The following is a 12,758-nucleotide window of genomic DNA, read 5'->3' as shown; positions in this document are numbered from 1 at the left end:
AACCCGGAACCCGTTTTCAAAAAATATTTGAAAAAATTGAAAGGCCGCTGCTGCCAAGACCTGGCAAATCGCCTATGCCTTGGCCTCAATAGACGTCCACCATGGCAGCCTTTGCTCGATCCGCACGGGCAGGGCCAAGCTCAGCATCTTCAGCGCCCGGTCGCTGTCCTGGGCCGGGAAGCTGCCGTACACCTCCAGGTCCGCTACTGCATCGGCAACTCCCAGATAGCCTTTGCGATAGCGCCGCATCTCCACGACGAATTCGCGCAACGGCAGGTTGTTGGCGATCAGCCTGCCCTGCGTCCAGGCCTGCCGAGCGGAGTCGGCGATGTCTGGCTGCTCAATGCGGGCCCTGGTGAATCTCGTCCGCTGGCCAGCGGCCACTACCAGAGTGCTGCCACTATTGGTAGTGCACACCTCCACCGCACCTTCAAACACGGTCAGCTCCGTCGCCGAGTTGCCCAACTGCACGTTGAAGCGCGTGCCCAGGGCCCGCATCTGGCCATCCGTGGTTTGCACCAGCAAGGGGCGCGCATCATGCGCGGTGGTCACAAACACTTCGCCGGCCAACAGCACGAGACGACGCTCGGATGCGCCAAAGCGCACATCAACCGCACTGCCTGTGTTGAGCCACAGCGTGGATCCGTCAGCCAGTCGCATCTGCTTGAGTTCACCGGTATGCGTATGCGCATCGGCCCCCCAGGCCATCACCTGATCTGGCAACCAGCCCTGGCGCCAGCTCAGTGCTCCTGCCAGGCCGCCCATTGTCAGCAAGGCACAGCTGGCGAGCACCCTGCGGCGGACACGCATGCGCTGATTTGCCGCCTGCAGCCCTTCCGCAGCTTCGCGAACATTGGGCAGAGCTCGCACGGGCTCGAACGCGCGGCTGATCTCCTGCACCTGTTGCCAGGCCAGCGCATGGCCTTCTGCCGCGGCCAGCCAGGTTTGCCAGGCAGCACGCTCGCTGGCGCGGGCCTGGCCATCGCGCAGGCATGCATACCAATGGGCCGCCTGCTGCAGTTGCTCATGCGAAGGCATGCTTGGCAACGCTCGGTCTGCATCGCTCACGCCTGAGGCTCCTGTTGCAACTCGGCCGCCGTCTGACGGGCGCTCAAGGTCAGGCAGCCAAGCATGGCTTGCGCCACGTACTTGCGCACCATGCGGCCGGAGACCCCCAGTTCGGCGCCCACTTCGTCATCGGTCATTTCGCACACCACCGCCAGGGTAAAAGCCCGCGCGGCTTTGGGCGAGAGTGCGCTGAGCATGTGTCCTATTTCTTCGAGCGCCTGCAACACAATGGCCTGTCGCTCGGCTGATGGGTAGCTGGCCTCGGGAGTCGAGGCCAGCATGTCGAGCCAGGCGCGCTCGATCTCCTGGCGATGCCAGAGATTGATGCACAGGTTCTGCGCCGTCACACGCAAATACGCCCGTGTCTCCCCAGCACTGGCAAAGCTTCGGCTGCGCTGGCCGGTAAGCAGGCGCAAAAAGGTGTCGTGCGCAAGATCTGCCGCCTCTGCGGCCGAATGCAGCCGCCGGCGGAGCCAGCGCAGCAGCCAGCCATGGTGGTCAACGTAAAGCGCGGCAATCTCTGTGTGGTTTGAATGGAAGACCATGGATCTGGCAGGTATGCCGCCGCAGCGTGGCGGCATAAATATTAAACAAGAATCATTTTCATTTGATTGTATTCAAACCTAATACAGATTCGGTCGCTGGGGTCAGGAACCAAGTGCCGAAAGGCCAACCAATTCTGCGCAGCAAGGCCAGTGCAACTTCAAGTGAGTTGCCAGCCGCCGCCCAATGCCTTGTACAAGGCAACGCTGGCCTGCAGCCGCTCCAGGCGCATTTGAATCGCCAGGTCGTGCGCGACAAAGGATGCGCGCTGTGTCTCCAGCAGCGTCAGCATGGTTTCGGCCCCTGCGCGGTAGCGGCTCTGGGCCAGGCCAAGCGCGCGACGCGCCTGCGCCAACTCCTGCGCCTGGGCTTGCTCCTGCTGCTGCGCACCATGGCTGGCATCCAGCGCGATTTGCACATCACCGTAGGCCGCCATAATCGCCTGGCGATAGCTGGCCAGCAGTTCCTGCCGCCGCGCCACTGCGGCGTCCCGCTGGGAGGCCAGCCGACCGGCATCAAAGATGGGCGCAGTCAGTCCAAGCGCCAGGGACAGCAATGGACGATCCAGCAATCGACGCAGCGATTCAGGCTCGGACACCACGCCGGCCGACAAACTCAGCCGAGGCAGCATGGCTGCTCTGGCTGCCTGCAGATTAGCGCCCGCGGCCTGCAGCTGTGCCTCGGCGCGCGCAATGTCTGGCCTGCGCGTGAGCAGCTCAGTCGGCGCGCCAGGTTGAATCTGCGGCACAGCCAGGTCGAACACGCTACCTTGCTCAGGAGCTTGCACAGTCCAGTGACCGGATAGGACGGCCAGAGAAGCGCGAGCTACCGCCTCTTGCTGCTCTACTGCGGCCAGGGTGCGTTGCTGGGCAGCGACCAACCCACGCTGCTGCGCCAGGTCCAGCGAAGTGGCAGCGCCCAGACGTGCTTTTGCCTCCACCAATTGGAGCAGTCGCTCGGCGATCTGCAGACTCTGCTGTGCCATTGATACCCGCTCGCCAAGGGCTACACATTGCAGCCAGGCATTGGCCACCGCTGCCGTCACGCTCAATTGCAAGGCTTCGCTGTCATAAACACTTGCCTGCCACAAGGCCTGAGCGGCTGTACTGCCGCTTTGCAACCGCCCCCAGAGATCGAGCTCGTAGCTGGCCGTCAGCGCGCCGCGCCAACGCTGGCCATCACCTTGATCGCCATGGCCCAGGGTACGGGTTCTGGCGGTACTCAACTCCGCGCTCAGTTCTGGCGAAGCATTGGCTCTGGCTTGCTCGGCTTGCGCCCTGGCCTGCGCTACCCGGGCCACAGCCCCCTGCATGTCCAGGCTCTGGGCCCGTGCCTGCTCCACGACGCGGTTGAGCTCGGAACTCCCAAAGCCGAGCCACCAATCCTCGTTCAGCACATCGCGAGGCAAACCCTGGGTAGCAGGCCATCGCGCCGGCATCTCCGCGTGCTGCAGGGGCACCGGCAACAACTCCTCCTGCGGCATGCTCATGCAGCCCGACAAAAGCACCGCAGCCGCCAGGGCATTTGCTGTCTTCATCATCACCATTTCCTACTCTCCCGCCAGTGCACGCACTGGGTCCAGGCGTGCTGCGGTTTTTGCCGGCATGTAACCAAAAAAGAGGCCAGTCGCCACGGCGCAGGCAAATGCACCCAGCATGGCGCGTACCGAGAACACCGCCGGAACGCCCAAGACGATCAGCGTCGCACCGATCATCAGACCTGCCAGCAAGCCCATCACCCCCCCTACCAAGGTGACCATGCTCGCTTCGGTCAGGAACTGACGCAGGATGTCACGCTGCCGCGCGCCCACAGCCATGCGAATGCCAATTTCGCGGGTGCGTTCGCGTACCGTCATCAGCATCACGTTCATCACACCAATACCACCAACGACCAGCGAAACGGCGGCAATCAGTCCCAGCATCACCGCCATCGACTCGCGCGTAGCCGCCTCGGCCTGAATGCGCGCGGCCGCATTGCCAATGCCGAAGTCTTCGCGACCACCATGCCGGGCCAGCAGCAGTTGCCGGATGGCCTTCTCGGCGTCATGCACCTGCTCCGATGCCATGGCCTCGACCACTACATAGTCGGGCTGGGTCTGCGTCTGGTACACCCGCGCACGGCCCGACTGGTACGGAATGAACACCATGTCGTCATAGTCCTGCGCGCCAGAATCCGCACCGCGCTCGCTCATCACACCAATCACCTCGAAAGCCGAGTTGTTGATGACCAGCTGCGTTCCCAACGGGTTGGGGGTGTCCGGGAAAAAGTGCGCGTGTGCCTTGTGGCCGAGTACCACCAAGGGTGCCAGATCACGATCTTCCGCCCCTGTGTAGTAGCGGCCTTGGGCCAGCTTCCAATGGTGCACCAGCGGCATTTCCTCGCTGGCGGCAAATACGTAGATCTGCTTGTCGGCTTTGCCGTACCGTACGGTGACCGGATCACCAATCACTGGCATGACGCGGCGAATCTCGGCCAGCTCACGCACAGCCGCCAGATCCTCCTCGGTCAGTTGCCCGGCCGGCCCGCCAGTGGACGGCGCCTTGCTGCCCATGTAGAGGATGGCAGTGCCCATGGTGCCCATTTGCTCGACCACCTTGCGCCGTGCGCCCTCGCCGATGGCCAGCATGACAATTACGGATGCCACGCCAATCACAATGCCCAGCAGAGTCAGGCAGGTACGCATCGGGCTCATGCACATGCCGCGCCAGGCGCTGCGCGCAGCTTCGGCCACTTCTGCAAACCAGGTGCGACCGCTCGATGTACTGCCCTTGTGCGACTCAGCCAGGTCGGGCATGGTCAGCAGGCCTGGCTTCAAACCCGCTGTGCCATGCGCCGCGGTGTCGCTGACAATGCGCCCGTCGCCGATCTCAATGATGCGACGCGCCTGCGCTGCCACACCCCGGTCATGTGTGATCAGAATGATGGTGTGGCCTGCATCGGCCAGCTCGCCCAGCAATGCCATCACTTCGGCACCGCTGTGCGAATCAAGGGCACCCGTGGGCTCGTCTGCCAGAATGATGCTGCCGCCATTCATCAACGCCCGGGCGATGGACACGCGCTGCTGCTGTCCGCCGGAGAGCTGGTTGGGCCGGTGCTCCAGCCGCCCCTGCAGCCCCAATCGCACCAGCAAGGCTTGTGCGCGCTGTATGCGACGCTCTTTGGACAGGCCGGCGTAGATGGATGGCATTTCCACATTCTCGGCAGCGCTTTCGCTGGCAATCAGGTGGTAGCCCTGAAAGACAAAACCGAAGGCTTCACGTCGAAGCCAGGCTCGGGCATCGGCATCGAGCTGTGCGACATCCTGCCCCTGAAACCGATAGCAACCTTCGCTCGCCCGGTCAAGACAGCCCAGAATGTTCATCAGTGTGGATTTACCCGAGCCCGAGCTGCCCACCACAGCAACAAACTCGCCAGCCCGAATCTCCAGATCGATGCCGTGCAGCACCGTCACCGGCGCCTGGCCGCTGCCCTCGACGCCAAAATGCTTGCGGATACCACGCAGCGATATCAATGGCACGGTTGTGGCTGCGTCTGGCACCGTGCTCACCATTGCAACCATCGCAAGCCGCCGTCGCTGCGGCTCTCGCCCACCACCAGCCGATCGCCTTCATCCAGACCTTGGAGCACCTCCACCTGATGCCGGCTGCGCACCCCCAGCTTCACCGTACGCTCCTGCGGCACCTGGTTGGTGCCCAGCAACCGGACCGTCTGGCTCTTGCCATCGTCGCTAGTCCGCACTGCCGTCAAAGGCACCGTCAGTGCCTGATCGGCCTTGGCGGTGACAAATACCACCTGCGCGGTCATCTGGGGCATCAGTTCCGCGTCCTCGTTGTCAACATCGAAGAGTACGGTGTAGGTCACTGCCTTGGTGGCAGCCGCCGGTGCGCCCGCACCAGCGCTGGCCGGTGGCGTGCTCACCGGAGGAGCTGGCAGTACCTGCCGAACCTGGCTGCGCCACCTGCGTGGCTGCTCCAGACCCGCGCTGCCCAACGTGGTGAAATACACCGGCATGCCACTGCGCACACGGCGCACATCGGCCTCGGAGACATCGGTCCATACCGTCATCGAGCGGAGATCGGCAATGCGCAGAATGTTTGGCGTCTGGTAGGTCGCGTTGAGCGTTTGCCCTTCACGCGCATCCACCGCCACCACGGTACCGGCCATCGGTGCATAGATACGGGTATAGCCCAGCCGAGCCTCGTCGGCCTTCAAGGTGGCCTGCGTCTGCTGCATCTGCGCCTTGATATGGTCGATACGGGCGGTAGACCCATCCACCTGTGCCTGCGCAGTCTGCACATCTTCCTCCCGCGTGGCCTGCTCGGCTGCCATCTGCTGCTGCCGCTCCAGCTGCTGGTGCGCCAGTTTGAGCTGCGCCCTCTGCTCGGCCATCTGCGCGTGCAGGCTTGCCAGTGATGCGCGCCCGGCATCGACGGTGGCCCGCTGCACGCTGGGATCGATTTCCACCAGCAATGCACCCTTCTCCACCTGCGCGCCCGGACTCACCATCAGGCGTGTGATCTGCCCGGACACCTGGGCGCCCACATCCACATAGGTGCGGGGCTGCAAGGTACCAATGGCAGTGACGGTTGCCTCCACTTCACCGCGCACCACCGTCGCTGTCTGGTATTCCACATGCGGCCGGCTTCCCCACCAGGTGGCTGCAACGGCAGCGCTGACGCACACCAGCGCCAAAGCGAAAACGCCCCAGCGTTTGCCCTGTCTCAAAATCATGGACCTTGTACTTTCAAGAAATGGGTGCCTGACTGCACCTGCCTCTGGCCACCAGTCAGCAGGCGCCTCAAGCGATTTCGGGCGCTAGCGCGCCAACAGCCACAGACTGGCGCCGCCACCAAGCGAGGCAGCTGCCGTTGCCAGTCTTGCAAGCCAGCGTGGAGACAGCGCCAGGCCGGCAACGGTCAACAGCGCGCCCAGGCTCCAGAAGCCCAGCACGAAAATGCTGCTCATCGTTACGCTCCAACCCGTAACGGCTGGCCACCAGACGGCCGCCAGCAATACCGCCCCACACAGCCTCAGGCAGCGGCGCGTTGCCACGGGTACTTCGTCCGCTGCCTTCCATTGGGTGTAGTGGCGGTCCATGGCCAAAGCCAAGGCAGTCATGCCTCCAAGAGCCCAGGCGGTGGCCAGCAAACCAGCTTGCCAGACGTTCATGACAGCCCTTTCTGCTCGGCAGCGGCCACCGTCACAGTGGCCGCTGGCAGCGTCACGTTGCGCCGGTTGCGCACGGTGATGGCTGGTGCACGCCGCATCCGGTGCCACGCAGCAGCAGCCGCCAGTCCAAAGGCCACCACGGTCAACTCGACGCCGGCACTCTCCCAATCGCCCTCTTGCACATATGCCAACAGCTGGTCGCCGGTGGTCAGTACATTGAGCACCGGCAGCAACAGGCACAGCGCTGCCAACAGCGCCATCTGCTGGCGCCACGCCAGGGCGGGAGGACGCAGCCAAGCGTGCACCAACGCCAGCAACCACATGACAAAGAACACCGCCAGCTCCCAGTCGTCGCGATGCGTCAGCCCCAGTGGCACCAGGCGGTTCGCCCACAGATAGCTGATGCAGGCAATGCCCAGACCGGCGATGGCCGCCACGTTCAGTCCTTCGATCAAACGGTATACCTTGGCAGAGGCACCACCAAACTCCGTCAGGTGCTTTTCTCGGCGCTTGACCACGAACAGGATGGCACCCGTCGCCATCATGGCGCTGCCTGCCATGCCGCAAACAAAGTACAGCCACTTGAGCAGCAGGCCGCCCGAGTTGACCATGTGCAAGCTGCCAATCACCGACTGTGTCAGCGCAGGCGAGCCCCCTTCGACCCCGCCCGGTTGGCGCAGCTGCAACACCTCCGAGCTGGCAGCCGAGAACATGACCATGCCAGTGGTCGGGCTCAGGCGTCTGCGCAGCTCTTGCGCATCATTCCAGCCATAGACTCCCACGCGCGCTGCGGCGTCACCCGGGTAGTCCACCACCACGGCGCGCACGGGCTGCCCCATCAACTTCTGACCACGCAACACCAAGGGCTCCAGGTTTGGCACCGGCATCGGCTGGCCCGAACGCTGTGGTTTGCCCGGCTCATTGAGCCTGGTGACAAAATCCTTGCGCGCCGCCTCGTCCGCACCAAAGTACGTCACCATACCGGCAGGCAGAAATGTCAAGCTCGACAATGCCAGCCCGGTATAGGCAATCATCAGCTGAAAAGGCAGGGTCAGCACGGCTACGGCATTGTGTGCGTCGAGCCAGCTGCGCTGCCCTTTGTGCGGACGGAATGTGAAGAAATCCTTGAAAATGCGACGGTGCGTGATCACCCCGCTCACCAGCGCCACCAGCATCGCCAGCGCAGCGGCTCCCACGATCCACAAACCGATCTGGCCGGCGTGCAGTTCATAGTGAAAGGTGACGAAATGGTGTCCACCCAAGGTTTGCCTCTGCCGGGCACCAGGCTGCGCCTTCAGCTCCTCGCCCGTCAGGGGATCGAGCTGGGCCGCCGCGTACTGGCCCTTGGCATCAAACCAGTAGACGCGCAAATCGCCTCCGCCTTGGGGATCGGCCGGCCATAGCTCCCACATCGTTGCGCCCGGATGGTGCCTTTCCATATAGGCCAGACCCCACTGCAGGCGCTGGCTCAGCGAAACCGCGGGCACACTGGCTTGCGCATCTGCGGCCTTGGCCTCGTCTGCGTGATGCTCAGGCGTCATCCAATGGCTGATCGGCTCCTCGAACACCGCCAGCGTACCAGTGAGAAACACCGCAAACAGCAGCCAGGAAAACCACAGTCCGCACCAGGTGTGAAGCCAGGACTGGGCCTGACGAAAACCGCCTTGCCCTGCCCCAAAGGATTGTCTGGACTGCACCATCAGCGCCCTCCCCAGTGCACCAGCAATGCAGCAGTGCCCAGCATGAGGGCCAGCAAGCCCAGCAGCACACCCAAAATGCGGCGCGGCGGTACCGGCGAAAAAGCCCATACCACGACCGCCACGTACCACATCCAGCTCGTTTGCATACCGCCCAGAATGGTCTGCATGCGCTCGGCACTCATCGCACCGCACAACACCACCCAGGCGCTGACCAGTGCGTACCCCCCGCATACGGCTGCTGCGATGCGCGAGACCAGACTCCAACCTGATGACGAGTCAGCAGATGACACCATTGCCCAGCCCTCTCAGAACTTACCCTTGAGCGACACGGTGGCCGTGCGTTTCTCACCATAAAAATTGCCGTAGCCCGCATAGCCGACCGTGCTGTAGTAGGTCTTGTCAAACAGGTTTCCCACATTCAGCGCAACGCTCCAATCCTTGTTGATGGCATAACCCACCCGCGCCGACCACACGGCATAGCCCGGTGCGCTGAATTTGTACGCGCGCGAGGGCCCGTCGTAGCGGCCACTCGCCGGGTTATAGGCATTGAGCGTTCCCGAGCGGTAGTTGGAGCTTTGCGCCACCACGCCGCCGCCCACACTCCAGCCGGCAAGCTCCCCGTCCAGACGGTAGTCCGCCCAAGCCTTGAGCAGGTGACGCGGAGTGGTGGTGCTGAACTGCGCATCGTCCTTGCGCCGGTCTTCGTTGCTGTTGTAGGTATAGCCCACGGTCAACTGCAATTGCGGTGTGATTCGCCCCGTCAGCTCCAGATCAATCCCCTTGCTGAGTTTGTAGCCGTCGCGGAAATAGCAGCAGCCGCCGCGCCAATCGGTCTGCGGATAGGCAGGGTCATAGACCGCCTCCCCCTTCTTTTCCGTATGGAACAACGCCGCACTCGCAATCATGCCGGGCTTCACTTCGCTCTTGATGCCCAACTCATAGGTGCGGCCGCGCACCGGGTCAAGTGGCGCACCCGGCAATGGCGCAGAGAACTTGCCAGCCTGCGACTGGTAGATCTCGGCAGTGCTGAAATAAACGTTGGTGGTTTTCGTCAGCTCATGCACCAGGCCTGCGTAAGGCACCACCACGTGTGATTCGCGGCTCCTGGCCGTTTGCAGGCCATCCATATCGTATTGATTGTTGCGATCCTGCAGCACGTAGCGCCCACCCAGCACCACCGCCCAGCGATCAACGGGGCGCAAGCGCACCGAGCCATACAGGCCCGATTTCTGGGTCTGCTGCCGCGAGCCGCTCGTCCAGTCCCCCAGCGGGTAGCCGGGATCAACTGGCGGCACGCGGTCGAATACATCAGCAGGGCCAATGCGCGGCCACAGACTGCGCGAATGGTTGCTGGTGCGTTGCTGGTCGACCCCCAGGATCACATCGTGCTTTTTGCCCCAGGCATCGAAGGCGCCCTGCAGGTTCAGATCGAAACTCGTCTCGCGCTCGCGCGACTTGGCCTGATGAATCCACCAATCCGCCCCCAACAGGGAGCCCGGCTCCGGCGCGCTCTCAATCTCCGCAGCGTTCACACCTTCGTTAAACTGGGTATGGCGCAACTGGCCCTTGATCAACCAGTTGTCGTTCAACTGGTGCTCCAGCTTGGCAAACAAAGTCTTGTTTTCCCGGTTCATCCAGTTCCAGGGTGCGCCAAAGTTGGTATCGCGCGGCAGACCAATGTCCGATCCATCTGCATAGCGCGGCAAGCTCGCATTGAAGCCGGTATTGCGATCCTTCTGATAGCTGCCACCCAGGGTGAAAATCGTCTGCGGCGTTATATCCAACTCCAGCGCCCCATATAGCATCTGCCGTTTGACACGCGAAGGATCTGCCATCTCGCGCCTGTCATGGTTCACCGCTACAAGCCGCCCGCGCAGGCTACCCGACTGATTCAGGGCGCCAGTGGTATCCAGCTCGGCCCTGTAATTGTTCATGGTGCCGCCCGAGAGCATCACCTGCGTCTGGCGCTGGGCCAGCGGCCGCTTGTAGGTGAAATTGAGCACGCCGCCTGCATCGCCCGCGCCAAACAGGCCATCGGCGCCGCGCAACAAGCTCACGCTATCGAACTGCGCCATATCCAGGCTCCGGGTGCCTGCCCGCGTCGATGCAGCAGCCCCCCCATCAAAGCGGATGTTTGTGATCGCCATGCCGCGCGATAGATAGCTGGTGTCCAGCCAGCTCTCCTCGCGGGTCACGCCAGTGGTGTAGTTCATCACATCATCCAGCGTACGCATGGCCTGATCGTCCATGCGCTGGCGTGTTACCACGGTCACCGACTGAGGAATCTCGCGCAGCGACTGCGCTGCCTTGCCCACTTCCACCCCTTTGGCCATGTACGAATCAGTGCCCTCACCGTATACCGTGGGCACTGCCTGGTCCTGGACTTTCACCACCGACAGCGTGGCCTCCTCCGCTTCGCCAGCAGTTCGCTGCGCGAATCCGGCTTGTGGCACGAGACAAATAACAGCGACGGCGATAGCGGTGCTGCGAAAACGAAAAGGCAAAACCCCGCCTGCGGGGTGGTACAAGCGTTCCAGCATGAGCAACTCAGAAACAAACAGAGGGCTTTTGGCGACCTGATGTGGTCGACCAAGAGGCATGGCGCTGTGGCTGGAACGGAAACCGTATGGGGGCTGGCAGCAATTTTAACGAGAATACATCTCATTCAAAAATCACGGCGGATTGTAAAGAAAACTCCCAGGGATTGCCACTGGTTTTTGATTTTCCCCACTTATTTTAAAAGCCAGCTTGCCAGAAGATAGCCGTGAGCAATCGCTTCAAGCCGTTGCTGCTGCTCAATGGATCGGGCTCCAACACAGCGCACATTGAAAACGGGCACTGGTGTAGTAGGTTCAGATTTGCGCTCCACATCTGAACTGAAACCCACCATTGGGCTGGCTGCGATGCCCCACCTCATCTGAAGCCAGCCTCGGCAAAGGGCGAACAGGCGCTTTCGACCTGATGCCCCGATTTCCGATCAGATGGCAGGCATCTGCCCTGCCGCCTGAGCGATCCAGAGACCCAACCCTGCATTGGCGCAAATGCCCCACCATCCCCGATGGGTCGGATCTTGGATTGACTGCAACACCCGCAATCTAGTTATTCCCTCCGCTCCCGCCTCCACCGCTGGACTGGCAGAAATACGGAATCGTCCATGTCTGGGTTGGCGAAAGGGTGCTTCCAAACCCATAGCCTTGTGGCGCGGTCGCGGTAATGGTGACAACGCCAGACCCAAGAGCCAAGGCATTGGTCAGAACACTGTTGGCATCATATTCAGGCTGCGTCGCCGAACGCGTGTAGGTGAAGTCGGTCACCATACCTGACACCGCAGGATTGGTAGCAGGGGGCGTAGCCAGCAGCGGGGCAAAATCAGTCACGGAACCACTGGAGGTGCCGTCAGTTGCTGCCCATGAAAAGCTGTCAATCTGGGCATTCGTGTCACACCCCGATGTCGGCTCGCTTGCGACCTCGATAGGGATAACGACTGGGCACACCGCTTGTGTTGTGCACGAGGCACCGGGTGCCAACTCGGAACCCACGACACAGGTGCCTGTCTCAGACGTGTTTCCATTGCTGGTAATACGCATGCGCTTCCCACTTGTATTGCTGAGAGTGACAAGTGGCGAAGGTGACGCAAAGGAAATTTGGGAGTCCGCCATGGTTCCACCATTGGCATCGCCAAGCTCATAGAGCGCTGCAGCCCGAACAGCGGCGATGAGGGAGTTTTCGCTATGCACAAATGCCGTCATCGCGCCCACAGCCAGAAGTACGGATAGCACTTTGCCTGCACTGATCCGACCACGATATTTCCAGGCAACCGCTCCGAGCACAGCAGCCAGCAAACCCACACCGAGCATCGACAGCCCTGGTACAGACGAAACAGCAGCAGACGGTGGCACTACGACCGGGGCGTAGCCCACAGAAATCTGACAGGCGTTGGGAACCGATTGAGCCCAAGCGGGCAAGGTATTGGCTACGGTAAAAGCAGATACCCCAAGGTGCCTCCACAGCTTGGCTGCTGGCATTGGATTCGATGTAGAACGCATCACCGCATCTCCTCATTTTTAAAAATGTTATAAAAACTCGAATATATATATTTTCATATTATTAATATATTAATTAACAAAATTTAATAGATTATCTATATTTATAAAGTATTTAAGCATTCGCTGAAAGTATCGGTAAAACTCACCTGCCCTCCCCGGAGCTGGCTGCCCCCTAGGATGAGACTCTTTCGGCATGTGTGATTCCAACCAGTTGCGGGCCGGATTTGTGCAA

10 protein-coding genes are annotated in these 12,758 nt (G+C 61.7%); all 10 read right to left on the bottom strand.

The features are described from left to right. Window positions 1-72 precede the first annotated feature (72 nt). On the bottom strand, window positions 73-1,068 hold the full coding sequence (locus tag LAD35_RS08105) for a FecR domain-containing protein (RefSeq protein ID WP_224152184.1): 996 nt from the start codon (window positions 1,066-1,068) through the stop codon (window positions 73-75). Further along, complete coding sequence (locus tag LAD35_RS08100; protein ID WP_224152183.1) at window positions 1,065-1,613, bottom strand: sigma-70 family RNA polymerase sigma factor; 549 nt, start codon at window positions 1,611-1,613, stop codon at window positions 1,065-1,067. Before LAD35_RS08100 ends, LAD35_RS08105 begins: the two co-directional genes overlap by 4 nt. Window positions 1,614-1,771: 158 nt before the next feature. Continuing rightward, window positions 1,772-3,151, bottom strand: a complete 1,380-nt coding sequence (locus LAD35_RS08095) for an efflux transporter outer membrane subunit (RefSeq protein ID WP_224152182.1) — start codon at window positions 3,149-3,151, stop codon at window positions 1,772-1,774. Window positions 3,152-3,160: 9 nt separating this feature from the next. Further along, entirely contained in the window at window positions 3,161-5,161 is a 2,001-nt protein-coding gene (locus LAD35_RS08090; RefSeq protein ID WP_224152616.1) for an ABC transporter permease, read from the bottom strand. Next, a complete protein-coding gene (locus LAD35_RS08085) occupies window positions 5,155-6,342 on the bottom strand; it encodes an efflux RND transporter periplasmic adaptor subunit (protein WP_224152181.1) in 1,188 nt (395 codons plus the stop codon). Before LAD35_RS08085 ends, LAD35_RS08090 begins: the two co-directional genes overlap by 7 nt. An 84-nt stretch (window positions 6,343-6,426) precedes the next feature. Then, window positions 6,427-6,780, bottom strand: a complete 354-nt coding sequence (locus LAD35_RS08080) for a DUF3325 domain-containing protein (RefSeq protein ID WP_224152180.1) — start codon at window positions 6,778-6,780, stop codon at window positions 6,427-6,429. Beyond that, window positions 6,777-8,480 carry a PepSY-associated TM helix domain-containing protein gene (locus tag LAD35_RS08075; protein ID WP_224152179.1) on the bottom strand — a complete coding sequence of 568 codons (1,704 nt, stop codon included), beginning with the start codon at window positions 8,478-8,480 and terminating at the stop codon, window positions 6,777-6,779. Before LAD35_RS08075 ends, LAD35_RS08080 begins: the two co-directional genes overlap by 4 nt. Then, on the bottom strand, window positions 8,480-8,773 hold the full coding sequence (locus LAD35_RS08070; protein ID WP_224152178.1) for a hypothetical protein: 294 nt from the start codon (window positions 8,771-8,773) through the stop codon (window positions 8,480-8,482). Before LAD35_RS08070 ends, LAD35_RS08075 begins: the two co-directional genes overlap by 1 nt. 12 nt (window positions 8,774-8,785) lie before the next feature. Continuing rightward, window positions 8,786-11,020 carry a TonB-dependent siderophore receptor gene (locus LAD35_RS08065; protein WP_224152177.1) on the bottom strand — a complete coding sequence of 745 codons (2,235 nt, stop codon included), beginning with the start codon at window positions 11,018-11,020 and terminating at the stop codon, window positions 8,786-8,788. Between the two features lie 555 nt (window positions 11,021-11,575). After that, window positions 11,576-12,526: a midcut-by-XrtH protein gene (locus tag LAD35_RS08060; protein ID WP_224152176.1), complete on the bottom strand. Its 951-nt coding sequence runs from the start codon at window positions 12,524-12,526 to the stop codon at window positions 11,576-11,578. Between the last annotated feature and the right edge of the window lie 232 nt (window positions 12,527-12,758).

The organism is Comamonas odontotermitis (genome assembly GCF_020080045.1).
In the GTDB taxonomy this organism is placed as follows: Bacteria; Pseudomonadota; Gammaproteobacteria; order Burkholderiales; family Burkholderiaceae_C; genus Comamonas; species Comamonas odontotermitis.
This window is presented reverse-complemented; position numbering and strand designations above follow the sequence as displayed.